25 protein-coding genes are annotated in these 25,395 nt (G+C 41.5%); 11 read left to right on the top strand and 14 right to left on the bottom strand.

Translation table 11 applies throughout. The features are described 5' to 3' along the window. Positions 1 to 57: 57 nt before the first annotated feature. Positions 58 to 2,436: a phosphoenolpyruvate synthase gene (gene ppsA / locus LVY74_RS13320; protein ID WP_151709523.1), complete on the bottom strand. Its 2,379-nt coding sequence runs from the start codon at positions 2,434 to 2,436 to the stop codon at positions 58 to 60. Positions 2,437 to 2,590: 154 nt separating this feature from the next. Between ppsA and ppsR the strand changes: the two genes are divergently transcribed. Further along, positions 2,591 to 3,427 (top strand): posphoenolpyruvate synthetase regulatory kinase/phosphorylase PpsR, encoded by an 837-nt coding sequence (gene ppsR, locus LVY74_RS13315; RefSeq protein WP_237815461.1) that lies wholly within the window; start codon positions 2,591 to 2,593, stop codon positions 3,425 to 3,427. A 74-nt stretch (positions 3,428 to 3,501) separates the two neighbouring features. Here the strand turns inward: ppsR and LVY74_RS13310 are convergent, their stop codons facing one another. Then, positions 3,502 to 4,755 (bottom strand): D-amino acid dehydrogenase, encoded by a 1,254-nt coding sequence (locus LVY74_RS13310; RefSeq protein ID WP_237815460.1) that lies wholly within the window; start codon positions 4,753 to 4,755, stop codon positions 3,502 to 3,504. Positions 4,756 to 4,897: 142 nt separating this feature from the next. On the opposite strand from LVY74_RS13310, the gene LVY74_RS13305 reads away from it, so the two are divergent. Next, entirely contained in the window at positions 4,898 to 5,362 is a 465-nt protein-coding gene (locus tag LVY74_RS13305) for an Lrp/AsnC ligand binding domain-containing protein (RefSeq protein ID WP_237815459.1), read from the top strand. On the opposite strand, the gene folE2 is transcribed toward LVY74_RS13305, so the two are convergent. After that, positions 5,348 to 6,259 carry a GTP cyclohydrolase FolE2 gene (folE2, locus tag LVY74_RS13300; RefSeq protein WP_237815458.1) on the bottom strand — a complete coding sequence of 304 codons (912 nt, stop codon included), beginning with the start codon at positions 6,257 to 6,259 and terminating at the stop codon, positions 5,348 to 5,350. The genes LVY74_RS13305 and folE2 overlap by 15 nt on opposite strands. Further along, positions 6,259 to 7,458 carry a zinc metallochaperone GTPase ZigA gene (gene zigA / locus LVY74_RS13295; protein WP_237815457.1) on the bottom strand — a complete coding sequence of 400 codons (1,200 nt, stop codon included), beginning with the start codon at positions 7,456 to 7,458 and terminating at the stop codon, positions 6,259 to 6,261. Before zigA ends, folE2 begins: the two co-directional genes overlap by 1 nt. A gap of 185 nt (positions 7,459 to 7,643) precedes the next feature. Between zigA and cybC the strand changes: the two genes are divergently transcribed. Then, entirely contained in the window at positions 7,644 to 8,024 is a 381-nt protein-coding gene (gene cybC / locus LVY74_RS13290; protein WP_375804546.1) for a cytochrome b562, read from the top strand. 34 nt (positions 8,025 to 8,058) lie between these two features. Here cybC and LVY74_RS13285 read toward each other — a convergent pair whose 3' ends face one another. The 3 genes from LVY74_RS13285 to LVY74_RS13275 form a co-directional block, all read right to left on the bottom strand. Then, a complete protein-coding gene (locus LVY74_RS13285) occupies positions 8,059 to 8,769 on the bottom strand; it encodes a YcbK family protein (protein WP_237815456.1) in 711 nt (236 codons plus the stop codon). Between the two features lie 96 nt (positions 8,770 to 8,865). Next, positions 8,866 to 9,870: an LLM class flavin-dependent oxidoreductase gene (locus tag LVY74_RS13280; protein ID WP_237815455.1), complete on the bottom strand. Its 1,005-nt coding sequence runs from the start codon at positions 9,868 to 9,870 to the stop codon at positions 8,866 to 8,868. Positions 9,871 to 9,935: 65 nt separating this feature from the next. Next, positions 9,936 to 10,376 carry a glycine zipper domain-containing protein gene (locus LVY74_RS13275; protein WP_237815454.1) on the bottom strand — a complete coding sequence of 147 codons (441 nt, stop codon included), beginning with the start codon at positions 10,374 to 10,376 and terminating at the stop codon, positions 9,936 to 9,938. Positions 10,377 to 10,755: 379 nt separating this feature from the next. On the opposite strand from LVY74_RS13275, the gene prfA reads away from it, so the two are divergent. The 4 genes from prfA to LVY74_RS13255 all read left to right on the top strand — a co-directional run bounded on the left by prfA (position 10,756) and on the right by LVY74_RS13255 (position 15,323). After that, complete coding sequence (gene prfA / locus LVY74_RS13270; RefSeq protein WP_151776892.1) at positions 10,756 to 11,844, top strand: peptide chain release factor 1; 1,089 nt, start codon at positions 10,756 to 10,758, stop codon at positions 11,842 to 11,844. After that, on the top strand, positions 11,844 to 12,665 hold the full coding sequence (gene prmC, locus LVY74_RS13265; RefSeq protein WP_237815453.1) for a peptide chain release factor N(5)-glutamine methyltransferase: 822 nt from the start codon (positions 11,844 to 11,846) through the stop codon (positions 12,663 to 12,665). Before prfA ends, prmC begins: the two co-directional genes overlap by 1 nt. Positions 12,666 to 12,942: 277 nt before the next feature. Continuing rightward, complete coding sequence (locus LVY74_RS13260; protein ID WP_237815452.1) at positions 12,943 to 14,262, top strand: NCS2 family permease; 1,320 nt, start codon at positions 12,943 to 12,945, stop codon at positions 14,260 to 14,262. Positions 14,263 to 14,324: 62 nt separating this feature from the next. Further along, positions 14,325 to 15,323, top strand: a complete 999-nt coding sequence (locus LVY74_RS13255; protein ID WP_237815451.1) for an adenosine deaminase — start codon at positions 14,325 to 14,327, stop codon at positions 15,321 to 15,323. A 64-nt stretch (positions 15,324 to 15,387) separates the two neighbouring features. Here LVY74_RS13255 and LVY74_RS13250 read toward each other — a convergent pair whose 3' ends face one another. After that, a complete protein-coding gene (locus tag LVY74_RS13250) occupies positions 15,388 to 15,945 on the bottom strand; it encodes a cytochrome b (protein ID WP_237815450.1) in 558 nt (185 codons plus the stop codon). Between the two features lie 219 nt (positions 15,946 to 16,164). Here LVY74_RS13250 and LVY74_RS13245 point away from each other — a divergent pair, with 219 nt between their 5' ends. Both LVY74_RS13245 and rnhB read left to right on the top strand, forming a co-directional pair. After that, positions 16,165 to 16,554: a hypothetical protein gene (locus tag LVY74_RS13245; protein WP_237815449.1), complete on the top strand. Its 390-nt coding sequence runs from the start codon at positions 16,165 to 16,167 to the stop codon at positions 16,552 to 16,554. Between the two features lie 12 nt (positions 16,555 to 16,566). Then, on the top strand, positions 16,567 to 17,136 hold the full coding sequence (gene rnhB, locus LVY74_RS13240) for a ribonuclease HII (protein WP_237815448.1): 570 nt from the start codon (positions 16,567 to 16,569) through the stop codon (positions 17,134 to 17,136). A gap of 78 nt (positions 17,137 to 17,214) precedes the next feature. Here the strand turns inward: rnhB and csrA are convergent, their stop codons facing one another. From csrA to LVY74_RS13220, 4 genes are all read right to left on the bottom strand, one after another. After that, positions 17,215 to 17,469 (bottom strand): carbon storage regulator CsrA, encoded by a 255-nt coding sequence (csrA, locus tag LVY74_RS13235; protein WP_004753025.1) that lies wholly within the window; start codon positions 17,467 to 17,469, stop codon positions 17,215 to 17,217. A 238-nt stretch (positions 17,470 to 17,707) separates the two neighbouring features. After that, positions 17,708 to 18,988 (bottom strand): aspartate kinase, encoded by a 1,281-nt coding sequence (locus LVY74_RS13230; RefSeq protein WP_237815447.1) that lies wholly within the window; start codon positions 18,986 to 18,988, stop codon positions 17,708 to 17,710. A gap of 60 nt (positions 18,989 to 19,048) precedes the next feature. Continuing rightward, positions 19,049 to 21,685: an alanine--tRNA ligase gene (gene alaS, locus LVY74_RS13225; RefSeq protein WP_237815522.1), complete on the bottom strand. Its 2,637-nt coding sequence runs from the start codon at positions 21,683 to 21,685 to the stop codon at positions 19,049 to 19,051. A 346-nt stretch (positions 21,686 to 22,031) separates the two neighbouring features. Then, positions 22,032 to 22,805: a hypothetical protein gene (locus tag LVY74_RS13220; RefSeq protein WP_237815446.1), complete on the bottom strand. Its 774-nt coding sequence runs from the start codon at positions 22,803 to 22,805 to the stop codon at positions 22,032 to 22,034. Between the two features lie 127 nt (positions 22,806 to 22,932). Between LVY74_RS13220 and LVY74_RS13215 the strand changes: the two genes are divergently transcribed. Then, positions 22,933 to 23,961 carry a type I glyceraldehyde-3-phosphate dehydrogenase gene (locus tag LVY74_RS13215; protein WP_237815445.1) on the top strand — a complete coding sequence of 343 codons (1,029 nt, stop codon included), beginning with the start codon at positions 22,933 to 22,935 and terminating at the stop codon, positions 23,959 to 23,961. Positions 23,962 to 23,976: 15 nt separating this feature from the next. Continuing rightward, positions 23,977 to 24,282, top strand: coding sequence for a hypothetical protein (locus LVY74_RS13210; protein ID WP_237815521.1), 306 nt, complete (start codon positions 23,977 to 23,979; stop codon positions 24,280 to 24,282). A gap of 23 nt (positions 24,283 to 24,305) precedes the next feature. Here the strand turns inward: LVY74_RS13210 and LVY74_RS13205 are convergent, their stop codons facing one another. Next, entirely contained in the window at positions 24,306 to 24,605 is a 300-nt protein-coding gene (locus LVY74_RS13205; protein ID WP_111892553.1) for an AzlD family protein, read from the bottom strand. After that, the gene (locus LVY74_RS13200) at positions 24,602 to 25,348 is read right to left on the bottom strand and encodes an AzlC family ABC transporter permease (protein WP_237815444.1); all 747 of its coding nucleotides are present in this window, start codon (positions 25,346 to 25,348) and stop codon (positions 24,602 to 24,604) included. The genes LVY74_RS13205 and LVY74_RS13200 overlap by 4 nt, the downstream gene beginning before the upstream one ends. Positions 25,349 to 25,395 lie beyond the last annotated feature (47 nt).

The raw sequence follows: 25,395 nt of genomic DNA, 5'->3' as shown, positions 1-25,395 counted from the left end.
AATATTCAATAAAAAAGACCCATGAAAGGGTCTTTTTTATCATGTTTTCACAGTGACTTAAAGTTGTTTAATTTTTTCTTCAGCCAAGAAGAACCATGTATCAAGTACAGAGTCTGGGTTTAATGATACTGATTCGATACCTTGTTCCATGAGCCATTTTGCAAGATCTGGGTGATCAGAAGGACCTTGACCACAGATACCTACATATTTACCTGCTTTACGGCAAGCATGAATAGCCATAGAAAGAAGCGCTTTGACCGCAGCATCACGTTCATCAAATAAATGAGAAACAATACCAGAGTCACGGTCAAGACCAAGTGTTAACTGAGTTAAGTCATTTGAACCGATAGAGAAACCATCGAAATGCTCAAGGAATTGTTCAGCCAAAAGCGCATTGGTTGGCAATTCACACATCATGATGACTTTTAGACCATTTTCACCACGTTTTAGACCATTTTGCGCAAGTAGTTCAATAACACGCTTTGCTTCAGCAACGGTACGCACAAATGGAATCATGATTTGAATGTTGGTCAGACCCATTTCATCACGTGCCTTTTTCAGTGCACGGCATTCAAGCTCAAAACAGTCGCGGAAGTTTTCTGAAACGTAACGGCTTGCACCACGGAAGCCCAACATTGGGTTTTCTTCTTCAGGTTCGTAAAGTTTACCGCCGATCAGGTTTGCATATTCATTTGATTTAAAGTCTGACATACGCACGATGACAGGCTTTGTTGCAAATGCGGCAGCAAGTGTTGAAATACCTTCAACCAGTTTTTCAACATAAAACTCTACAGGAGATGCATAGCCTGCAGTACGCGTCATGACTGCTGCACGTGTTTCGCGTGGTAAGCTGTCAATGTTGAGTAATGCTTTTGGATGCACACCAATCATACGGTTAATGATGAATTCAAGACGTGCTAAACCAATGCCTTCATTTGGAATTTGAGCAAAGTCAAATGCGCGGTCTGGGTTACCCACGTTCATCATGATTTTAAACGGAAGTTTTGGCATAGACTCAATTGAGTTACGCTGTACTTCAAAGTCTAAAGCACCTTCATAGATGAAACCTGTGTCACCTTCAGCACAAGAAACAGTTACATCTTGTCCATCAGTGAGGACTTCAGTTGCATTGCCACAACCAACGATTGCAGGAACACCAAGTTCACGGGCAATAATTGCTGCGTGACAAGTACGACCACCACGGTTAGTTACAATTGCGGCAGCACGTTTCATTACAGGTTCCCAGTCAGGATCTGTCATGTCTGAAACTAATACATCACCATCCTGAACTTTATCCATTTCTTTAATTGAAGAAACGATACGTACTTTACCAGAACCGATACGTTGACCAATTGAGCGACCTTCAGCAAGAACAGTACCTTTTTGTTTAAGCAGATAACGCTCCATCGTGCCCACGTTTTGACGGCTTTTTACGGTTTCAGGACGTGCCTGAACGATGTAAAGTAAACCATCATCCCCATCTTTAGCCCACTCGATGTCCATTGGCGCACCGTAGTGTTGTTCGATGATCAGTGCTTGTTTTGCAAGTTCATGTAATTCATGATCATTTAATGCAAATTGTTGACGATCTTGCTTTTCAACATCAACCACAACAACAGATTTACCTGCCGCACCTTCTTCGCCATAAATCATTTTTTGGTGTTTTGCGCCCAAGTTGCGGCGGATAACAGCATGTTTACCATCATTCAGTAATGGTTTAGATAAATAGAATTCGTCAGGGTTAACCGCACCTTGTACCACCATTTCACCTAAGCCATAAGATGCTGTCACAAAAACAACATCACGGAAGCCAGATTCAGTATCAAGGGTAAACATTACACCCGCTGCACCCGTTTCTGAGCGCACCATACGTTGGATACCCGCAGAAAGAGCAACCAATTTATGATCAAAACCTTGGTGTACACGATAAGCAATTGCACGGTCATTAAATAATGATGCAAAAACTTCTTTGATTGCAATCAGAACGTTATCAATACCACGGATATTGAGGAAAGTTTCCTGTTGACCTGCAAAAGATGCATCTGGAAGGTCTTCAGCAGTCGCAGAAGAACGAACGGCAACCGCGATATCAGGGTTGCCGTTTGAAAGTTCTGCAAATGCTTCACGCACTTCTTTTTCTAATTCTTTAGTTAGTGGAGTTTCTACAATCCATTGGCGAATTTTTGCGCCTGTGATGGCTAAGGTATTTACATCATCAACATTTAAATGTTCAAGTTCAGCTTGGATTTTTGCATTTAAACCACTTTGCTCAAGAAATTCACGATAAGCAGCGGCTGTGGTTGCAAAACCACCTGGAACAGATACTCCTGCATTAGAAAGGTGGCTGATCATCTCGCCTAAAGATGAGTTTTTGCCGCCAACGAGTTCAACATCATGTTTCCCTAATTTTTCTAGACCTATTACGCGCGCTTCCAAAGTAGTTTCTCCACTTTTGCAATATGTGATTTATTCGATCATGTCAAAAACACTAAGCACTTAGTTTTTTGGTATTAACTAAGCGACAGTTCTGTAAGATGGGTTTACTATAAAGAATATACGCCACTAAGACAAACATTTGAGGAGATTTTTAATGCCTGAAGGCAAACAAATTAAAAGAACGGTGTTTTTCATTTCTGATGGAACAGCAATTACTGCGGAAACCTTGGGGCATTCACTATTGGCGCAGTTTCCGAATGTCGATTTTGATATTCATATTATCCCTTATATCACGACTGAAGAGGCAGCAATGAAGGTCGTGGCAGAGATTAATCGTGTGCACAATGATCATGGTAATTTACCTTTGGTTTTTGACACTTTGGTCGATCCAAATGTGCGTGAAATTATTAATACAGCCAATGCGGTCAATCTGGATGTATTTGAAGGTTTGATTAGTAAACTTGAACAAGAGTTGGGAACCCCACCAACGACTTTGATTGGTCAGACCCATGCGGTAACTGACTCTGAGTATTATAAAGCCCGTATTGATGCGGTACATTTTGCCTTAGACAATGATGATGGTGCGCGTACCCGTCATTATGACAAAGCCGATATTATTCTGATTGGTGTGTCGCGCTCAGGAAAAACCCCAACGTCGATTTATCTTTCTTTGCAATTTGGTATTCGTGTTGCGAACTATCCGCTCACTGAAGAAGACTTAGATGATAACCGCTTGCCAGCAGTACTCAAGCAGCATAAAAGTAAGCTGTTTGGTTTGATGATTGATGCTGAGCGTCTTGTGGCGATTCGTACAGAACGTAAAGCGGGTAGTCGCTATGCCAGTTTTAACCAATGCCAAATGGAACTGCGTGCAGTAGAAGGAATTTACATTTCTGAAGGCATTCCGTATTTGAATGTTTCTGAGATGTCGATTGAAGAAATTTCTACACGTATTTTGCAAATGACAGGTCTTAAACGTCGTATCGGTTAAGAGATTTGGAATAAAAAAAGAGCTGACCGAGGTCAGCTCTTTTAGTTGGGAGAGAGTGGGAGAGAGCAGGAAACTTAATGTCCGTAACGGCTAATTGCTAAACCTTCAGTACTAATTTCTGTTTTGTTATTAAAAATAATGTCGCTGAGTAATTTTCCTGAACCACAAGACATCGTCCAGCCAAGCGTACCGTGACCTGTGTTCATGAATAAGTTTTTGTATTTTGTTGCACCAATGATCGGTGTGCTGTCTGGCGTCATTGGACGTAAGCCTGTCCAGAAAGTTGCTTGAGACACGTCACCACCTGGGAACAAGTCATTCACAACCATTTCCAAAGTTGCACGACGATTTGGGTTGAGACGTAAATCAAAGCCACCAAGCTCAGCCATACCGCCAACACGAATACGGTTGTCAAAACGGGTGACAGCAATCTTATAAGTTTCATCTAGTACCGTTGATTGCGGAGCAAGGTCAGCATTCACAATAGGTACTGTAATGGAGTAGCCTTTTACTGGGTAAACTGGAACATCTAAGCCAAGTGGTGCAATAAAATCACGGCTATAACTACCAAAAGCTAAAACGAATTGATCAGCTTTTAAGACTTCATTGCCAACTTTAACACCTGTAATTTTGTCACCTTCCCAAAGCAAAGATTCAACATTTTGGTTAAAGCGGAACTCAACGCCCATGTCTTCTGCAATTTTGGCAAGACGATTGGTAAATAAGTAACAGTCACCAGTTTCATCGTTTGGTAAACGTAGACCACCCGTCAAACGATCTTTAGCACCTGCTAAAGCAGGTTCAACACTCGATAATTGATCAGGTGTAAGAAGTTGATGAGGTACGCCACACTCTTCAAGCACTTTAATGTCACGTTGTACAGCTTCGATTTGAGCTTGATTACGGAAGAGTTGTAATGTGCCGCCTGAACGGTGTTCATAGCTAATACCTGTATCTTTACGAAGATCACGTAAACAGTCACGGCTATATTCAGCAACACGCGTCATACGCTCTTTGTTGATGGCATAGCGCTCAGCATTACAGTTGCCTAGCATTTGTGACATCCATTTGAGTTGCCACAAAGAGCCATCTAAACGAATTGCCAATGGTGCATGACGTTGGAACATCCATTTAATGGCTTTTAATGGAATGCCAGGTGCAGCCCAAGGTGTTGAATAGCCAGGAGAAATCTGTCCCGCATTGCCGAAACTTGTTTCTTCAGCAGGGTTTGGCTGGCGGTCAAGCACAGTCACTTTAGCCCCTTGTTTTGCGAGATAATAAGCACTGGTTACCCCAATAACGCCACTGCCTAGAATGATGACATGCATCACAAACCCTCTGTGTAAATCCTTAGTTGATTTTGCTAGTATAGAGATAGATAATCAGTTTTTTTCACTATTTTTAAGGCTAAAATATAGTGAATTCTATGAGTTTTCGCTGACAAATGACTTCTAGGGAAGGAAAAAATCTATGCGACCATTAGACCGTACAGATCGCCTCATTTTGGATATTTTGCAAAGAGATGGGCGTATTGCCATCAGTGAACTTGCAACTCGTGTGAATTTATCCACTACGCCCTGTTCTGAGCGTGTGAAACGCTTGGAGCGAGACGGGATCATTACGGGTTATTATGCGCGTATTAACCCTGCATTAGTAGATAAAAATTTGTTGGTTTTCCTTGAGATTAAGCTTTCGGCAAAATCTGGAGATGTCTTCGATCGGGTCGCGCATGATCTAGCACAAATTCCTGAAGTTTTGGAATGTCATCTCATTTCAGGTGAGTTTGATTATTTGGTGAAAGCCCGCCTGAAAGAGATGAGTGCCTATCGCCGTTTATTAGGTGATTTACTGAAAAAATTACCCGCTTCAGCGTCTTCACACAGCTATGTGGTCATGGAAGAAGTGAAAGAAACTTTATATTTAGATGTCGGTTAACCAATGTTCCGAATGCTGATACGCAACCGCATTATGTGGATGTAAACTCTCCTGATGGTCAACCTTAAGTGACCAGTCTGTATAATGTTGTGCTAAAGCATGACTTAAACGCCGTGCAGCATCTTCTACAAACATCAGGTTTTCACCGTTACGCTTGGCAAAGGTTTGTTCATCAATCCGCTTGACCGCAGTTTGTGTTGCAGTCTGTAAGGTTTCTTCGACGAGATCAATCAGCTCAACAATTTTTAAGTCTTGAGTTGTTGAGTGATGACGAATCGTGACCTGAGCCAAACTGCGTTGACTATGTGGTGTGGCAAGGGACGCCTTGCGTAATAACCACTCCGCCACCTGTTGCGTATTGATGCTTAGATCTTTGTAATAATCGGCAAGAAATGCATCGTGAATAACCTGTCGTGAGAGTGCGGCTGAGCATGGACAGGTGGATGAATAGCTGACTTCGACACCCAGTTCAAGCGTGAATTTCCCATTTTCCAGTTTTGAATGAAGCTTGACAGGATAGGCTTTCCAGCCAGACAGTTCTGAACTTGAAAGAGCATGGCGTTGTAAAAGCAGCTCAAATTGACATTCAAACTGGGCTGAAGATGAGCCACAGTCTTGATGGCTCGTGACCATCTTTTGTAAAAGTTGAGAGATTTCTAAAGTGTTGAGTTGATGCAGTTGATTGCAGTGCTGATATAAACGTGACATATGAATGCCCTTAATATCTGCACGGGGCAAATTCACTGTAGCATTGACTTTACACTGGATTGGATACGTGCCTGTACTTTGTTCAAGTTGTAATGGTAGATCAATGCCTTGCATACCGACCCAAGCCAAAGGGCTTGAGTCATTCGGCTGCTGAGTTTGTGAAATGTCAGGCAGACTTTGATTTATCATCAAACGCTCCCGCCTTCAAATGGATTGTTAAAGCTTTGCCAAGCGTGAGGTCCAAGCGCCATTTCATCATCATTGAGCAGGCAAGCATCGAATTCAGCAGTTAATTGTTGTTGATCCATATCCATTCCAATCAAGACAATTTCCTGACGTGCATCCCCAACCTGTTTATCCCAGTATTTCCGAATTTCTGCTAGTGATTCAGCATCTTGTGGCCATTGTTCAGGTGGAATACTTGCCCACCAATAGCCTGCCATGCCATGACGTGCCATAGCACCTGCTTGCGACCAAGATGCAGCCATAGTTGGAGTGCTAGCCAGCCAAAAGAAACCTTTAGAGCGAATCACGCCTTGCCATTCATTTTGAGTGAGTTGATAAAAGCGTTCAGGGTGAAATGGGCGGCGAGCGCGATAGACAAAACTGTGAATGCCATATTCTTCAGTTTCGGGCGTATGTTCACCACGTAACTCTTTTAACCAACCTGGTGCCTGAGCAGCTTGTTCGAAGTCAAACAAGTGTGTATTTAAAATGCTGTCTAGGGGTACTTTAGAAAACTCAGCAATTTGAATTTTTGCGCGTGGATTTAGACGGTGCAGAATCGCTAATAGTTGTTGCTGTTCTTCGGCATTAATTAAGTCTATCTTATTAATAATCAGGACATCACAAAATTCAATTTGGTCAATCAGCAGATCAACCACGCAACGTTCATCTTCTTCACCGAGTGATTCTCCACGTTCATGCAGCATATCCATAGATGCATAATCTTTGAGGAAATTAAATGCATCAATGACTGTAACCATCGTATCGAGTTGTGCAAACTGATTGAGAGAAACGCCGTGTTCATCTTCAAAAGTAAAAGTTTCGGCAACAGGCAAAGGCTCAGAAATTCCTGTAGATTCAATCACAATCTGATCAAATTTATTTTCTAAGGCTAAGCGTTTTACTTCGAGTAATAAATCTTCTCGCAAAGTACAGCAAATACAGCCATTGCTCATCTCGACCAGTTGTTCATCTGTACGGGAGAGTTCGGCTCCTCCTTGCTTGACCAATGCTGCGTCGATATTGACTTCGGACATGTCATTGACAATCACCGCAATTCGACGACCTTCTCGGTTATTTAAAATATGATTAAGTAAAGTGGTTTTGCCTGCACCTAAAAAACCTGAGAGAACAGTCACAGGAAGTTTTTTTGGGGTCAGCATAGCGAATGTCCTAAACACAATGAATGCATTAATGTTATGTTATCATATAACATTAATGCAAGTGCTTAACATCAGTTTACTTAAATTCAACATGATCATGGACTTTCTACTTCTCTTCTATTTCAAAGTTATGGCATGCTTGCCAAGTCAAGACAACTTACCCAATAACCAATAGGGACGTGATGATGAAAAAAATGGTATTAAGTGGTGTACTCGCAGTATCAAGCTTACTTGTGAGCCAGTGGAGTGTTGCAGCAACTTTAGAAGATGATATGCATACGCTTGCAATTGGTTATAAAAATTTTAATGGAAGTAGCAATCCACAACAAGCAAGCGCTGCACTCAATCAGATGCGTACAGCTGCATTGGATTCTAAGAAACTAGCACCAACCAAAGTGAAAAAAGACCCACAGCAGCTTAAAGCGTATGAAGCAGGCTTTGATCAGTTGGTTGTAGAAATTGATAAAACCAATGCTTTGGTGAAAGCAGGGCAGTTAGCACAGGCTAAGCAAGAAGGTAAAAAACTGTTAGATATTCGGGATGTCAATCATAAAAAATTTCGTTAATTGAGATTTTATCCGCCAATTGGCGGATATTTTTTTAATCGGGAATAATTTCCCCACATAATGAACTTCGCCAAGAGTGATCAGGTCCCCATGTCCGATAACCTTGAGTATCAATATGAATTTGCCCTGTATTGTAGATGCCTAAGCCCATATTGAGTACTTGACCACGTTGCTGCCAAAATTTACACAATTTTAGTTTTTGTGTATGAATTTTTAGCTGTTCTTGCTCATCTGGTTGAATCGAACCAATACGAAAATCAATCGCTGAATTACGTAAGTGGCTTGATGATTTTGCACCGCCCGCACAGTGGTTGAGATAGGGGGAACGGTAGCTTGATGTGACTTCAATATCATGAACTAACCCTTCATCCACGAGTTGTTTGAGTAAGCGTAAAGTCGGCACAGCATTTTGCCAAACGGATGGATCAGGAACATCGTATTCATCATAATTACATTGTTGCCAGTCACGGGCTGAACGAAACATTTCAAAATCTGGTACTACGAATTGAACGTGTTGTTGTGCTAAAAAGTTTTTATAGGCTTGTACTTTATATTGATGATCCCCTTGTAGTCGCCAGATTTGATAAGAATTTGGCGGGAGCATATAGTCATAATGTTGAGATGGTGCTGGTGGAGTCGGTGTCATTGGAATTTGAGAGACTGTAGGTGTTTGTCGGGGAGCTTGGCTACAACCAATCAGACTATAAGAAATTGTGAGTAATACACCTATCCGCTTTAACAGCATAAAAACAGCTCAATATTTTTGATGTTATATCATAACAGTAATGTACAAAAACAATGTAGCTTTAGAGATAAAAAACGTAGAAATCTGTTATACACATCAAACATTTTGTTTGATTTGCATCAAATATTTAAAATTGTTCAAGCGCTTCTGCATATCATAAATATCACAGGTAAAAATAAATTCATTGATAGGATATCGTTCAGCTAACTCAATTAAACCTTGTTGTACGCTATTGATTGAGCCAATTTGGGCAATACCATAAAAATTTTTAACAGCTTGCTGTTCGCCAGCAGACCATAAACCCTGCATGGATGAAATAGGTGGCTTGAGCTTTAGACTATGCCCTCGCAGTAAAGCCAAAATACGCTGATAGGCTGTTGTTGCCAAATGCTCAGCTTCTTCATCGGTTTCTGCAACGACAGTTGGAACACCAATCGCAAGATAAGGCTCACTGAGATATTCAGAAGGCTGAAAATTTTCTCGATAAATTTTAATGGCTTCTTCTAAAAAACGCGGTGCAAAGTGTGAGGCAAAAGCATAAGGTAAGCCAAATTGGGCAGCTAATTGTGCGCTAAATAAACTTGAACCAAGGAGTAGAACGGGAACATAGGTATTTTGTCCGGGTGTGGCAATAATTTGCTGATTGGGGCGTGGTTTTTTGAAATATTGCAAGATTTCTAAAACATCTTGAGGAAATTGATCTTCAGAACCTTGATTACCACGACGTAATGCACGCATCGTCATGGGGTCAGTACCGGGAGCACGCCCTAGACCTAGCACCACTCGATTTGGAAATAAAGTGGCAAGAGTACCAAATTGTTCTGCAACCACTAGGGGGGAATGGTTTGGCAGCATAATACCACCTGAGCCCAAAACAAGATGTGAAGTATTTGAAAGTAAATAAGAAAGTAAAATGGAAGTTGCAGAACTCGCAATTCCATTCATATTATGATGTTCAGCCAGTAGCATACGAGAGTAGCCTAACTCCTCAGCATATTGTGCGAGTTGCAGGCTGTGCTGTAGCGTGGCTTGAATGCTTTGTCCTTCACGTATTGCAGCAAGCTCTAAAATAGAAAACGCAGTATTGGCGAAATCAGTCATAGTAAAAATGAAGTTATTATAATAATCATTCAATAATACTCCATTTTTACCTAATTGAAAGATGATTAACGGTAGTAATGGTGGCGATGTTTATGATGACGTTGCTGGCTATAGTAGTAGTTACGGTCAGCACGTTTATCGTTGGCAATTTTATTACCCAGTACAGAACCACCTGCTGCACCTAAACCTGCCCCAACTAGTCCACCACGAGAGCCACCGACATTTTTACCGACAGAGTAACCTGCTGCACCGCCGACTGCGCCACCAATTGCGGCAGAGGTACGATTATGTCGGTTACTTGAAACGGCTGCACCAGCACCACCACCAATCGCAGAGCCAACAAGTGCGCCACTGTTACCACCAATATGACGACCGACTGATGTGCCGACAACACTACCGAGCGCACTGGTGAGTGCTACATTGGTTGAGTTTCCTGCATGTGCTACACCAGTCAATGCTGACGTTGCCAAAGTGGCACTCATTAAGATCATTGCAAATTTTTTCATTGTTGATACTCCATGTCCGACGACATTCTTCATTGCTGACAAAGGTAACAAGATAATTCAGAGTAATCATGAAGAATTCACACACCCTTACGATGCTTTAGTTAATGTTTGTATGCTTTATATTAAAATAATTCATTAAATGATCAATTGTGCGACTTGTGCAGTGAAAGTGCAGCCTTATCGCAATTTTCCGTAGCACTCACAATAAAACCGAATATTTATTCTTGATCCTAGGTTGAAGTAGGCATTCAACACATCTGATAGTTCATCGATTTTACATATAAAAAGGCTGAGGTTTATTTCTGATAAGAATGCGTTAAACTATGTGCAGTTCAAATTCTGCTAGTTTTAGCACTGTTATTATTGAGATATTTTTACAATGAAAGAATCGTTGCGTTTACGATTAGACCAACTCTCTGACCGTCATGAAGAGTTAACCGCATTATTGGCGGATGCAGAAGTGATTTCTGATAATAAGCGATTCCGCAAATTATCCCGTGAACACAGCGATTTATCTGAAATTACCGAAGTATGGCAAAAGTATCGCCAAGCTGAAGAAGATATTGCAACCGCAGAAAGTATGCTCAGTGATCCTGATTTTAAGGACATGGCTCAAGAAGAAATCAAAGAAAATAAAGCCTTAATTGAGCAACTTGAAGCTGATCTGAATATTCTCATGATTCCAAAAGATCCAAATGATGCCAACTCGGCATATTTGGAAATTCGAGCAGGAACAGGGGGCGATGAAGCTGCGATTTTCTCAGGTGACTTGTTCCGTATGTATAGCAAATACGCTGAAACACAAGGTTGGCGTATTGAAATCCTGTCTGAAAATGAAGGTGAGCATGGCGGTTATAAAGAAGTCATTTGTTTAGTGAATGGCGATGGCGTTTATGGTCGCTTAAAATTCGAAAGTGGTGCACACCGCGTGCAACGTGTACCTGCCACTGAATCGCAAGGTCGCGTACATACTTCAGCATGTACGGTTGCGATTTTACCTGAGGTTGATGTAGATACGACGGTTGAAATTAACCCTGCCGATTTACGAATCGATACTTACCGTGCATCGGGTGCGGGTGGTCAGCACATTAACAAAACCGATTCAGCTGTGCGTATTACCCATATTCCAACAGGTGTTGTGGTGGAATGTCAGGACGAGCGTTCACAGCATAAAAACAAAGCCAAAGCGATGGCGCTCTTGGTGTCGCGTTTGGAAAATGCCAAACGTGCAGCGCAAGAAACAGCAACCTCTGAAATGCGCCGTGATTTAGTCGGTTCTGGTGACCGTTCGGAACGTATTCGTACCTATAACTATCCGCAAGGTCGTATGACTGATCACCGTATTAACCTGACTTTATATAAGTTGGATGCGATTATGGAAGGTGATTTGACTGAATTGTTAGATAGCTTGCATCGTGAATATCAGGCGGATCAGTTAGCCATGCTTGCACAGGAAAATGGCGGCTAATGAAGATTGCAGAAGCTTTAAATCTGCGAGGTGATGCCGATAGTTACGAGCGTCAGGAAGCCATCTGGCTGCTTGAGCATATTGTCGGCATGAGCGCCTTAGAGCTTAAATATCGTGGTGAACAAGATCTGACCGAAGATCAACTTCAGCAATACAAGTCAGGACTGCTGCGTTTAGAGCAGGGTGAACCATTAGCTTACGTGATAGGTTCGCAGCCATTTTGGACGTTAGATTTGAAAGTGACTGCGGATACCTTAGTGCCACGACCTGATACCGAAATTTTAGTGGAAACTGTACTCAATCTTGATTTGCCCGAACAGTGTTCAATGGTGGATTTGGGAACGGGGACAGGTGCAATTGCTTTGGCTCTCGCCAGTGAACGTCCGCATTGGCAGGTTTTGGCAACCGATATTTATTTGCCGACTTTGCAGGTGGCACAGGAAAATGCGCAGCGCCATCATTTACAGCAAGTGAAGTTTGCCTGCGGAGCATGGTTTGATGCAATTCCAGCGCAAAAGTTTGATTTAATTGTGTCAAATCCGCCTTATATTGATCCTGAAGATGAGCATATGGCACAACTGGCTGCGGAGCCTTTACGTGCATTGGTTGCCGATGAACATGGATTGGCAGATTTGCAGACCATTGTGCAGCACTCGGTAGATTGGTTGAATCCCAAAGCGTGGGTAGTTCTAGAACATGGCTATGATCAGAGCACTGCAGTGCGCGAAATTTTTGCAAAAGCAGGTTTTGATCAGATTCGTACTGTACAAGACTATGGGCAAAATGATCGGGTGACTCTGGCGCAGTGGTTGGGTGAATAACAGAACTGACAAGATCATCACAAAATGCAACATTTTGCAGACTTATGTTATACTAAAGCATGGTTTTTTGGCTGAGCATTAACTGTTTGCCAAATTGTTAAATGAGCTGCATCGAGAAATGCGGCTTTTTTAATTTTATTTGCAACGGTTAAGGTGGTTTACATAGATGGATTGTGCATTGGTTCTTGGCAATCCTTGATCTGTGTTGTTTTACGAATTCTCTCGTGAATGTTGGTGTGTATCAGCACGCAATCGACATTTTTTTCAAGGGCTGTATATGGCGACTCCTCAATCTTCATCAGGTGTACTTGAGCGTTTATTTAAGTTAAGTGAAAACAAGACAACGTTTAGAACAGAAGTGCTTGCTGGTGTAACGACATTTATCACCATGTGTTACATCATTATTGTTAACCCATTGGTTCTTTCAACGACTGGAATGGATCATGGCGCGGTATTCGTCGCGACCTGTCTAGCTGCAGCCATTGGTTGCTTGGTGATGGGATTAATTGCAAATTATCCGATTGCACTTGCACCCGGTATGGGACTCAACGCATATTTTACCTATTCAGTGTGTTTAGGTATGCATGTGCATTGGCAAACTGCTTTGGCTGCGGTGTTTATCTCAGGTTTTGTCTTTGTTTTAATTAGCTTTTTAAAAGTTCGTGAAGCGATTGTCAATGCAATTCCAATGTCACTTAAATTTGCGATTGGTGGTGGTATTGGTCTGTTCTTGGCGCTGATCGCATTAAAAAATGCGGGCATTATTGTACATAATGACGCAACTTTAGTGGGTTTAGGTGATATTAAGCAACCCACTGTTTTGCTGACTTTACTTGGCTTTTTAATGATTGTGATTCTGCATCACTTCCGTGTACGCGGCGCAATTATTATCAGTATTTTAGCCATCACTGCGATTTCAACCGTAATGGGCTTAAACAAGTTCCAAGGTGTCGTCGGTGAAGTACCATCATTAGCACCAACATTCTTACAAATGGACTTTAAAGGTCTGTTCACTGCAAGTATGGTTGGCGTTATTTTTGTCTTCTTCTTGGTGGATTTATTTGACTCGACAGGAACCTTGGTGGGTGTTGCACACCGCGCTGGCTTGTTACAAGATGGTAAGTTGCCACGTTTGAAAAAAGCCTTGTTTGCTGACTCAAGTGCCATCATTGCAGGTGCTGCACTGGGTACATCTTCAACAACACCGTATATCGAGTCGGCATCGGGCGTTGCAGCAGGTGGACGTACAGGTTTAACAGCAGTTGTGGTTGCGATCCTATTTTTAGGATGTCTGTTCTTTGCTCCACTGGCGCAATCAGTTCCTGGTTTTGCAACAGCACCAGCATTGTTGTTTATCGGTGTATTAATGATTCAGGGTATCACCCATATTGAATGGGATGATATTACTGAAGCTGTTCCAGCCTTTTTGACTTTGGTGTTCATGCCATTTGCCTATTCAATTGCCGATGGTATTGCAATGGGTTTTATCAGCTATGCATTAATCAAACTATTCACAGGAAAAGCACGTAGTGTGCCTTATATGGTATGGATTGTGGCAGTGCTTTGGGTGATTAAGTTTATTGCCTTTGGCGGTTAATTTTTCATTAAAATTTGGGGTGTAAACTCGGTTTGCACCCTTTTTTGTTTTTAGGAGATAACATGAGTCAACTTGATCTCATTCGTGCTTTGCCAAAGGCAGAGCTGCATGTACATATTGAAGGTACGTTTGAGCCTGAGCTCATGTTTGCGATTGCGAAACGCAATCAAGTTGCTATTCCTTATCAAACGATTGAGGAAGTGAAGCAAGCCTATAATTTTCATAATCTGCAATCATTTTTAGATATTTATTATGCAGGTGCCAATGTCCTGATTCATGAGCAAGATTTTTATGATCTGGCTTGGGCATATTTTGAAAAATGCCAACAGGACAATGTTGTTCATACGGAAATGTTCTTTGATCCGCAAACCCACACGGTACGTGGAATTGCATTTGAAACAGTGTTGAATGGTTTAGTGCGTGCATGTGATGATGCGAAAACCAAACTGGGTATTAGTTCAGAACTGATTATGTGCTTCCTGCGTCATTTAAGTGAAGAAGATGCGATTGAAACACTTCAGCAAGCTTTGCCATTTAAAGACAAAATTATTGGTGTAGGACTGGACTCAAGTGAAGTGGGACACCCACCAGAAAAATTTGAACGAGTTTTTGCACAGGCACGTGAAGCTGGCTTCTTGATCGTTGCTCATGCAGGTGAAGAAGGCCCAGCAGAATACGTGTGGCAAGCATTGGATTTGCTCAAAGTCAACCGTATTGACCACGGGGTTCGCTCAGAAGAAGATCCTGTTTTAATGCAACGTTTGGCAAAAGAACGTATGCCATTGACTGTATGTCCACTCAGTAACTTAAAACTGTGTGTGGTTGATGATATGCGTGACCACAATATTAAACGCCTACTTGAGCAGGGTTTATGTGTGACAGTCAATTCAGATGATCCAGCTTATTTTGGTGGCTATATGAATGACAACTTTGTTGCGATTGCAAATGCATTGAATCTGACGGAAGATGAATTGAAAAAATTGGCGATTCATTCATTTGAAGCATCTTTCTTGAATGATGCGGAAAAAGAAAAATGGATTAACCAGATTCACGCTTTGTAAGTAAGATTTCGATTTTTAAGTTTGAAAAAGGAACGTCAATGCGTTCCTTTTTTATTTGAAATCATTACTTTTTGGGTTGACGAGTCATACTCAGAAGAACGGTATCTTTATCGATAAAATGATGTTTAAGTGCTGCCAAAATGTGCCCAACCAGCAATAAACCTGCAGCCCAAGACAAATAGATATGAACAGGTTTTACAATCGCCATAATATCTGGGTTTTCATTAATCAGCTGCGGAATATTGAATAAATATAAAACAGGCGCAGGATGTCCCGCACTCCAGCTAAATAAACAGCCCGTAATGGGTAATGCCAGCAACATGAAATACAAAGCTAAATGCCCTAAATGTGCTAAGGTTTTCATACCTGCAGACATGGTATCGGGAAGCTGCGGTGCAGGGTGGGTGTAGCGCCAAAAAATACGAATCACCACTAAAAATAAAATCGTGGTTGCGATGTTCTTATGCAGAGTGATAACAGTGCCTTTGAATTCGCCATCGATTTCATAGCTAAGGAAGTTGCCACTATAAAAACCGATGACCCATGCACTAATAAAAATAATTGCCATCAGCCAATGTAAGAACTGGGCTGTACGCGTGTAATAAGTTGATTGTCTATTCATAGAGCTTTCTCAATGGGAAGCTGTTTAAAGATTTTTGTATTATAAAAAGTGAAGGTGTTAGCTTAAAATGCAATATGCGTAACAGTGTTGTATGAAATATAGAACAATCTCAATCAATTCGATGTGATTTTGTACAGGTACTCGTATTGATGGTAAAAAATTCCTCATTTACAGAAGACTTAAGGCAAAATATTCTGATCAATCTAAGGTGAAATAATCATGAAAAAACAACTGGGCATACTTACTGTGATTTCATTACTGTGTAGTGCTTGTGCTACCGATGGAACATTGGCAACAGGGGGGAATACTCAAGCTACGACTGCGCAACAGCTTGGTGTGACTGCAATCAAAATTGCAATTAATGCCAAATGTACGACAGAAATTAATAATCAACCAGCTTGGCAAATCGTGAGCCGTACCATGACCGCAGAACAGCAGCAGACGGTGCAAAGTAATGTCTGTGGTTGTGTGAGTGATAAAGCGCTTGAAAATATTACGGCGGTTGATTTGGCAACTGCTGCAATTGATCCTACTGCACGCGCAAAAATTGTTAGTCATGCTGTGACACGTACGTTAAATCAGTGTGTTGCTGAAACATTAAAACGATAATAGGTTAAATACATGAACATTGCTGGAGTAGATGAGGCAGGACGTGGGCCATTAGTGGGTTCAGTCGTCGCTGCTGCTGTAATTTTGGATCCAAATCATCCGATTGAAGGTTTAAATGATTCAAAAAAACTGACCGAAAAGAAGCGTGAGAAATTATTTGCTGAAATTCAAGAAAAGGCTTTGGCATGGTCAATTGCTGAAGCAAGCCATGAAGAAATTGATCAGTTGAATATTTTACAGGCGACTTTTTTGGCAATGCGACGCGCGGTAGAGGGTTTATCTATCCAACCTGAAAAGGTGTTGGTCGATGGTAATCAGGTTCCGAAAGGTTTAACGATTGCTTGTGAAGCGATTGTTGGGGGAGATGCAACGCACGCTGAAATTAGTGCGGCCAGTATTTTAGCGAAAGTGACACGCGATCGGCAAATGCTGGAACTTGACCAACACTATCCGCAATATGCTTTTGCAAAACATAAAGGTTATCCAACCAAAGCACATTTCGACGCAATTGCCGAATTTGGTGTCATTGAACAACATCGCCGTAGCTATAAGCCTGTGAGAAAGGCTTTAGGCTTAGAGTAATCATTTAAAATATTAAAAGCGACCAACAGATCGCTTTTAATATTTTTACAGACCACATAGCAATACGCCATCTGTAAATTAACGGTTAAACTTATTTTGATTAAACTCATCATCGTAAAATGATGGTTGATAGTCTTGATCAATGTTTTGAAGATGTTCGTGCATAGCGCGTTCATGTTGAATGCGTTGATAAATTTCTTCACGATGCACTGATACTTCTTTGGGAGCGTTCACACCAATGCGAACTTGGTTGCCTTTAACACCAAGTACTGTCACACTGACTTGATCCCCAATCATTAAAGTTTCTCCGACACGACGAGTCAGAATCAGCATGTTTGTCTCCTTGCTAAGCGCTAAACCTGCATTGCTGTTATGCAAAAATTAAACCACAACCTCAGAAAAAATATTTTAACAGCAAGTGGTAACTACTAAGAAACAGTATGATACCGTGATTGTTAAATATTTTCTAAATATTCTTTGCTAATATAGCAGAGCCGCTCTAGTTTCCATAGAGCGGCTCTGATTTTTTTCTCACTCATCTTCTTAAAAAATTGAAGATGGTGAATAGGCTTTAAGCACGTGCGCTACTTTCACCATGTTCACGGTCTAAACCGAAAGCAGTGTGTAAGCTACGAACAGCAAGCTCTAAGTAGTTCTCTTCAATTAACACAGAGATTTTGATTTCAGAAGTTGAAATCATCAAAATGTTAATGTTTTCTTCAGCAAGCGCTGTAAACATTTTGCTTGCAACGCCCGCATGAGAACGCATACCAACACCCACGATAGACACTTTAACGATGTCATCACGTGCAGTCACTTCACGTGCGTTAATTTCTTTCGCAATATTGTCCAAAATTGCTTTTGCTTTTGCGAAGTCAGTACGGTTTACAGTGAAAGTGAAGTCGGTTGTACCATCTTCTTCAATATTTTGTACGATCATATCGACTTCGATGTTGGCAGCACCGATTGGAGATAAGATTTTTGAAGCGATACCTGGTTCATCAGGTACACCTAAAATAGTCAATTTAGCTTCATCGCGGTTGAATGCGATACCAGAGATAATAGGCTGTTCCATAGTGTCTTCCGCTTCAGTTGTAATGAGTGTACCTACGTTTTGTTTGAATTCATCATCAAATAGGCCGTCGTTGTCGTTGTCAAAACTTGACAAGACACGTAGCGGAACCTGATATTTTCCTGCGAATTCAACTGAACGAATTTGTAAAACTTTTGAGCCTAAAGATGCCATTTCAAGCATTTCTTCAAAAGAGATACGATCAATTTTCTTCGCTTTTGGTGCAACACGTGGATCAGTGGTATATACACCATCAACGTCTGTGTAGATTTGGCATTCATCTGCACGTAGCGCGGCAGCAAGTGCAACACCTGTCGTATCTGAACCACCACGACCAAGCGTTGTGGTATTGCCAAGCGCATCTACACCTTGGAAGCCAGCAACCACAATGACACGACCTTCATCTAGATCGGCAGTCATGACATCGGTATCGATTGCTTCAATACGGGCTTTGGTAAAGGCGCTGTCGGTCTTAATACCCACTTGACGACCTGTGTAAGATTTAGCTTCAACACCAATTGAATTGAGTGCCATCGCTAACATGGAAATAGTAACCTGTTCACCCGTTGATACCATTTGGTCAAGTTCACGAGGATCAGGTGTCTCGGTAATGGCTTTCGCGAGAGACAACAAGCGGTTGGTTTCACCACTCATTGCAGACACCACCACAACCACCTTGTGACCATGATCATGCCAGCGCTTCACGCGACGAGCTACATTTAAAATGCGCTCGGGTGTTCCCATTGAGGTACCACCATATTTTTGTACGATTAATGCCATAATTTTTCCATACAAGCCGTGACCCTGCTTGAAACAGGGTCAGTTACACAAAAAGTGAGATTATTTTTGCTCAAGCCAAGCAGGGAGTGCTGCCATAACCTGATCAAACTTGTCATTGAGTGGTGCCCCGCCTTGTGCTAGATCTGGTTTCCCACCGCCTTTGCCACCAAGCTCTTGGCTTAAGTGCTTGATGATATCACCCGCTTTCAAGGTTGCTGTGAATTCTTTCGCAACTGATGCCAATAAGCTCACTTTGTCAGCTTCAACACCCGCTAAAACAATTACAGCATTGTCGAATTTGGACTTGATACTGTCGTGTAAGTGACGTAATGCTTTCGCATCGACGTTTTGAACGCTGCTAATCAAAGTAGCTCGACCAGCAATCGTTTGCATTTGGTTGATCAATTCACTTGCTTGGAAATTTGCAAGTTTTTGATTCAACTGTTCAATCTGTTTTTGCAAGCTAGATGCATGCTCAACAGTTGCTTGAACTTTTTCTAGGGTTTGGTCTTTTTGAGCTTTCAATAGACCATTGATGTGTTGAATGGTTGCATCGGTTTTTTGTACAACTTCAAGCGCTTTGGTGCCTGTAACTGCTTCAATACGACGAACACCTGCGGCAACACCACCTTCAGAGGTGATTTTGAACAGACCGATGTCACCTGTACGCTGAACGTGAATACCGCCACAAAGCTCGATAGAGAAGTTTTTCTCATCAATGATCGAACCCATTGATAATACGCGAACTTCATCGCCATACTTTTCACCAAACAGCATCATTGCGCCTTTGGCTTTTGCAGATTCGATGTCTAGTACTTCAGTTGTTACCGCAGTATTGGCAATCACTTCACGATTGACCAAACGTTCAACTTGTTGAAGTTGCTCGAAGCTGACAGGTTGGTCGTTGGCAAAATCAAAACGTAAAATGTCAGAAGCAACCAATGAGCCTTTTTGTTGAACGTGAGCACCTAGAACTTGACGCAGTGCAGCATGTAACAAGTGAGTTGCAGAGTGGTTACGTGCAGTTGCTTCACGCAAGTCAGCTTTGACAGTCGCTTCCACATTTTGAGCAGCTTTTAGGCTACCCATGGTTACGATACCTTGGTGAACAAATGCCGCACCTGATTTTTTGGTGTCTTGAACTTCAAAAATACCAGTTTCATTTTTGAAGATACCCGTATCACCAATCTGACCACCGCTTTCTGCATAGAAAGGTGTTTGGTTCAGTACGATGAGGGCTTCGTCACCTTCAACCACTTCGTCAACTTGTTCGCCATCTTTATAGATTGCAACGATTTGACCTTGACCTTGAGTTGCAGTGTAACCTTCAAATTGAGTTTCACTGTCCACTTTCACAATGCTGTTATAGTCAACATTGAATTTGCCTGCATCACGCGCGCGTTGACGTTGAGCAGCCATTTCAGTTTCAAAGCCAGCTTCATCAATAGTCAGTTCACGTTCACGTGCAATATCCGCAGTCAAGTCAGCAGGGAAGCCGTATGTGTCATAGAGTTTGAACACGACTTCACCTGGAATGACATTGCCTTTTAACTGGCTGAGTTCGCCTTCAAGAACTTTCAAACCTTGTTCAAGGGTTTTGGCAAACTGTTCTTCTTCTTTGATCAGCGCTGCTTCAATACGTTCGCGGTTTTCGATCAATTGCGGATAAGCTTCACCCATCACGTCAATTAAAGGTTGCAACATTTTGTAGAAGAATGTGCCAGTTGCACCAAGTTTGTTCCCGTGACGAATCGCACGACGGATAATACGGCGTAACACATAACCACGACCTTCATTCGATGGGTTAACACCATCAGCAATCAGGAAACAGCAAGAACGAGCATGGTCAGCAACCACACGTAAAGACGGTTGTCCTTGATCTTCTGTTCCAATAATTTCAGCCGCAGCTTTAATGAGGTGTTGGAACAAGTCGATGTCGTAGTTCGAGTTTACATGTTGTAAAACGGCAGAAATACGCTCTAAGCCCATACCTGTATCAACAGAAGGAGCAGGCAGTGCATGTAATACGCCATCGGCAGTACGGTTGAACTGCATGAAGACGTTGTTCCAGATTTCGATATAGCGGTCGCCATCTTCTTCGGCAGAACCTGGTAAACCGCCCCAGATATGATCACCATGATCGTAGAAAATTTCAGAACAAGGACCGCAAGGACCTGTATCGCCCATTGCCCAGAAATTGTCTGATGCGTATTTTTCGCCTTTGTTGTCACCAATACGGATAATGCGCTCAGCAGCTAGACCAACTTCTTTGTTCCAGATGTCATAGGCTTCATCGTCTGTATGGTAAACAGTGACATAGAGTTTGCTTTTGTCTAAACCGAGCCATTGCTCTGAGGTTAAGAATTCCCATGCATAGGTAATAGCATCACGTTTGAAGTAATCACCAAACGAGAAGTTACCCAACATTTCAAAGAAAGTATGGTGACGTGCAGTATAACCAACGTTATCTAAGTCGTTGTGTTTACCACCTGCGCGAACACATTTTTGTGAAGTTGTCGCACGGACATAATCACGTTTTTCTAGACCCAAGAAGCAGTCTTTGAACTGGTTCATACCCGCATTGGTAAATAGTAATGTTGGGTCATTCGCGGGAACGAGAGAACTCGATGCGACACGTGTATGACCTTTTGTTTCAAAGAAATGCAAAAAGGCTTCACGAATTTCAGCGGACGTCATAAAACGTGTACTCACAACAAGTCACTCCATCTAATCATTTTGGCTAAACGCATTAAATCAAATCTTTTAGAATAGTAAAACTGATTAATACGAGGCTGATAATTTAAAAACGCCAAATTATAACGAAAAATCAGGGTATGACCAACGATTTTAGCTATAAATCACGACAAATCTATGAAAATAAGTCTATGTTTGTTATATGCTTTCGGTGAGTAAATTGTGAGCATTTTTCCTGATTTTAAAGAAATTGCTTTATTCAAACCGAAAATAAAAGAGTGGTTTGTATTTTTCAAGATAAAAAATTGATTTTTAAAATATTTTATCTTAATGATACAAAATTAAATATCTAGAGTGCTTCATGCACCAATCCATCATCTTGGATCACATAATATGTGCCATTAAATTGGATTTTATAGCGTTTTTTGATGATTTGTTTTTGTGATTGACAACTTTCTCTATCCACTGTGTTGATCGTTTTTGTCGCCTGAATACGAATGTCCTGTAAACCGAAATGTGTTTGTGGATTTAAAATCAAAATTCGATCAACTGCTGAAAATACGCCTCCGCAGCCAATTTCTATTTCAGATGAATCATTTGTCATCAGGTCTAAAATTTTTCTAATTTTTTGCTTAGGTTGTAACTGAAGCAGTAATAAACGATCTTCTTGAGCTTTGATTCCTCCATATACCCTGTGAGATAACCTGATACCAAGTACATCTTGGTTTGTTAAGTTAGAAAAATGATGGGGATCAAATTCAATGCCTGTAAACTCGAAAGCATCAGATTCAATATTTTTTTCGATCACTGTGTGACTCATTGGCTGTGATAATGTGGGATCAATCAGGTAAAGCGTTAAATTAAAAGTTTCTAGGACATCATCTTCGTTATGTGGTGGAGTAGAAGTTAAGCGACTAATTGCCAAAGCAACTTTTTGCTGTTTTGAATCAAGGTTTAAGCAACTGATATAATTGTCATTATCTTCTGAATCTCGACTTTGTTTGAGGTGGTATTTTTGGAGTAGCTGGGTTTGCTGGCTTTGGGAGCAGAGTGAATAAGCTTCTGCTGCAAAGCTCAAATGGCATAAAAGCAGAAGGGAACAACACAGGAAAATATTTTTCATTGTTTTTATCGGCATGTAGCTAATTGTTTTTGAATTATATTTGAAAAATAGGTTGTTCAGCTATCATCACCATCTTGAATGTTTTAAGATAACGGACTCAATTTGGGGTTATTAGGAAATCAAGATCATGCAACGAATCGCAATTAACGGATTTGGGCGAATAGGGCGCAATGTTATTCGGGCATGGTTTGAAAATCCAAAACAATTTCATTTCGATATTGTTGCCATCAATGATATTGCCGATATTGAAACCTTGCTGCATTTGTTCAAATACGATTCAACACACGGGCGTTTTAAAGGCAAAGCGAAAATTGTTACTGAGCAGGGTGATCACTTTTTAGCAGTACAGAGCGCAGGGCAATCCTTAAAAATTCAAGTCTTCCGTGGTTCACAGCCAGAACAATTACCATGGGATCAACTCAATATTGATGTTGTGCTGGAATGTACAGGTTTGTTCCGTTCCCGCGAGGCAGCAACTCGACATTTAAATGCAGGCGCAAAGCGTGTGATTATTGGCGCTGCACCGTTTGATAGTGTTGATATTGCGGTGGTGTATGGTGTGAACCATTTAGATGTCAAAGCCAGCGATCAGATTATTTCGAGTGTGTCGTGTACTACACAGGCTTTAGTGCCATTAGTCAAAATTCTGGATGATCATTTTGGGATTGAAACGGCATTGATGACCGAGATACATGCAGTGACAGCCGATCAGTCGGTACTGGATCACGCTCACCGCGATTTGCGCCGTGCACGTGCAGCAGGACACAATATTATTCCAACCACATCGAGTGCTTTGGGTGCTTTAAAACGGGTGATGCCAAAAATGGCTGATCGAATTGATGGTTATTCAATTCGTGTACCGACCATTAATGTGGCTGCGATTGATTTAAGTTTTGTCGCTCAAAAAGCGGTGAGCATTGAGCAGCTTCACCATGTTTTAAAACATGCTGCCGATACTTATTATGCTGAGATTATGTCGGTCACCGACGAGGTCTTGGTGTCGAGCGATTTTAATCATTCACCAGAGTCATTAATTGTTGATTTTACTCAAACTATGGTGGTTGGACGTCAGGCAAAAGTCTTTGCATGGTATGATAATGAATGGGGTTATGCAAATCGCTTACTGGATTTGTGTGAGTCATTTACTGAACAATAAATAGGATATTGAATGATGATGTGGCTTTGGGGATTAACCATTCTATTAATGGTTGTGGTCATGGTGCTGGTTTGGTTGCAAGTCAAAAATCAGCGTCAGGATTTAAGTGATTTGAGTGAAAATCATCAGTTAAAACAGCAAGTAGCACATTTGGAAGATCATTTGAAAAAGACGTTGGAGATTATGCAGGATCTTGCCAAGAAAATGCATGTACAGCAAGAAGCGCTCGATCATACCAATGCTAAGCTTCAGAAATTAGAGAAACAGCAAATTGAAATGGTGAATATTTTAAGCAAAATGGTACAGCCTACTCAAAAATGAGTAGGTGTTTTTGATTCTAATCGCTATAACAAAACCATACGCAATGCTGCAGCAGAAAGCATGCTCACAATAACGGTGGGCAGTAGTGAGAAACGCGATGCTGCCAATAGCGTAATCGCCATTGCAATCACATCCACAATATTGTCTCGAACAAAATAAGGGGCAATGACCGAAATTAGTACGCAGCCCGGAACAACTTCTAAAATTCGTTTTTGACGGGCGCTTAGCGTTCTGTTTTTAAGTAAGATGTAGCCAAGCACACGTGTGGAATAAGTGGTTAATGCGACACAAATAATGGCTAATAACGTCATACCGTGAATCATTCTGCATCATCTCCTACAAAAAAGAATGCTGAAGCAATCCCGAAAATTGCGCCAATTGGCACATACCAGCCTTCTGGCAAATACAGATAAGCAATGACGGCTGCAATTAAACTGACTAACCATGGTCGAGCTGCTGCAACACCTTGCCACATGCCACGAATGAGCACTAAAAACACTGCAGGGAATGCCATATCAAAGCCCCAGCGCGTAATGTCGCCAATGACAGGGCCAACTGCGCCACCAAGTGCTGTACAGGAAATCCACATCGCATATAAGGCAAAACAGATTCCTGAGTAAAAAGCCATATTGAATCGTTGGCTGAGTGGGTATTGTGAGTTTTGCTGAGCATTGGCCATGCCCATCGCCCAACTTTCATCACACATGAAAAATAAAGCAGGTAAGACTTTTTTATTGGGTAAATGCTTTAGATAAGGAACAAGGCTCGCCCCCATCAGTAGATGACGGCTGTTCACTAAAAATGTGACAAACATCAGCATGAAAATTTGCGGTGGATTGGTCCACATTTCCAAAATAGCAAACTCTGAACCTCCCGCGAAATTCAAACCTGTGAGTAATGGAATTTCGAGCAGGCTCAGACCTTTCTGAGTGGCTTGCGTGCCGAGAACCATGGCAAAGGGAACCATGCCAATTAGAATGGGAATTGACGCTTTTAAGCCACGTTTAAAGTCAACAAACTCACTCGAATCATTCAAGCTTTGCGCGGTATTTTTAAGCGTCAACATGTCCATATACCTAATTGGGGGAACCAAAAAACTGAAAAACAGTTTAT

This window comes from Acinetobacter sp. ME22, from assembly GCF_022012315.1.
GTDB classification, from domain to species: Bacteria; Pseudomonadota; Gammaproteobacteria; order Pseudomonadales; family Moraxellaceae; genus Acinetobacter; species Acinetobacter brisouii_A.
This window is presented reverse-complemented; position numbering and strand designations above follow the sequence as displayed.

Excerpts from the sequence above, each read along its gene's own strand:
- LVY74_RS13205 (WP_111892553.1), bottom strand. The coding sequence starts at position 24,605 with ATGATTCACGGTATGACGTTATTAGCCATTATTTGTGTCGCATTAACC.
- prfA (WP_151776892.1), top strand. The coding sequence starts at position 10,756 with ATGAAAGAATCGTTGCGTTTACGATTAGACCAACTCTCTGACCGTCAT.
- LVY74_RS13245 (WP_237815449.1), top strand. The coding sequence starts at position 16,165 with ATGAAAAAACAACTGGGCATACTTACTGTGATTTCATTACTGTGTAGT.
- LVY74_RS13200 (WP_237815444.1), bottom strand. The coding sequence starts at position 25,348 with ATGTTGACGCTTAAAAATACCGCGCAAAGCTTGAATGATTCGAGTGAG.
- LVY74_RS13230 (WP_237815447.1), bottom strand. The coding sequence starts at position 18,988 with ATGGCATTAATCGTACAAAAATATGGTGGTACCTCAATGGGAACACCC.
- LVY74_RS13285 (WP_237815456.1), bottom strand. The coding sequence starts at position 8,769 with ATGCTGTTAAAGCGGATAGGTGTATTACTCACAATTTCTTATAGTCTG.
- alaS (WP_237815522.1), bottom strand. The coding sequence starts at position 21,685 with ATGACGTCCGCTGAAATTCGTGAAGCCTTTTTGCATTTCTTTGAAACA.
- ppsR (WP_237815461.1), top strand. The coding sequence starts at position 2,591 with ATGCCTGAAGGCAAACAAATTAAAAGAACGGTGTTTTTCATTTCTGAT.
- zigA (WP_237815457.1), bottom strand. The coding sequence starts at position 7,458 with ATGCTGACCCCAAAAAAACTTCCTGTGACTGTTCTCTCAGGTTTTTTA.
- LVY74_RS13210 (WP_237815521.1), top strand. The coding sequence starts at position 23,977 with ATGATGTGGCTTTGGGGATTAACCATTCTATTAATGGTTGTGGTCATG.
- cybC (WP_375804546.1), top strand. The coding sequence starts at position 7,644 with ATGAAAAAAATGGTATTAAGTGGTGTACTCGCAGTATCAAGCTTACTT.
- LVY74_RS13250 (WP_237815450.1), bottom strand. The coding sequence starts at position 15,945 with ATGAATAGACAATCAACTTATTACACGCGTACAGCCCAGTTCTTACAT.
- LVY74_RS13275 (WP_237815454.1), bottom strand. The coding sequence starts at position 10,376 with ATGAAAAAATTTGCAATGATCTTAATGAGTGCCACTTTGGCAACGTCA.
- LVY74_RS13220 (WP_237815446.1), bottom strand. The coding sequence starts at position 22,805 with ATGAAAAATATTTTCCTGTGTTGTTCCCTTCTGCTTTTATGCCATTTG.
- prmC (WP_237815453.1), top strand. The coding sequence starts at position 11,844 with ATGAAGATTGCAGAAGCTTTAAATCTGCGAGGTGATGCCGATAGTTAC.
- folE2 (WP_237815458.1), bottom strand. The coding sequence starts at position 6,259 with ATGATAAATCAAAGTCTGCCTGACATTTCACAAACTCAGCAGCCGAAT.
- LVY74_RS13280 (WP_237815455.1), bottom strand. The coding sequence starts at position 9,870 with ATGACTGATTTCGCCAATACTGCGTTTTCTATTTTAGAGCTTGCTGCA.
- csrA (WP_004753025.1), bottom strand. The coding sequence starts at position 17,469 with ATGCTGATTCTGACTCGTCGTGTCGGAGAAACTTTAATGATTGGGGAT.
- LVY74_RS13310 (WP_237815460.1), bottom strand. The coding sequence starts at position 4,755 with ATGCATGTCATCATTCTAGGCAGTGGCGTTATTGGGGTAACCAGTGCT.
- LVY74_RS13215 (WP_237815445.1), top strand. The coding sequence starts at position 22,933 with ATGCAACGAATCGCAATTAACGGATTTGGGCGAATAGGGCGCAATGTT.
- LVY74_RS13255 (WP_237815451.1), top strand. The coding sequence starts at position 14,325 with ATGAGTCAACTTGATCTCATTCGTGCTTTGCCAAAGGCAGAGCTGCAT.
- rnhB (WP_237815448.1), top strand. The coding sequence starts at position 16,567 with ATGAACATTGCTGGAGTAGATGAGGCAGGACGTGGGCCATTAGTGGGT.
- LVY74_RS13260 (WP_237815452.1), top strand. The coding sequence starts at position 12,943 with ATGGCGACTCCTCAATCTTCATCAGGTGTACTTGAGCGTTTATTTAAG.
- LVY74_RS13305 (WP_237815459.1), top strand. The coding sequence starts at position 4,898 with ATGCGACCATTAGACCGTACAGATCGCCTCATTTTGGATATTTTGCAA.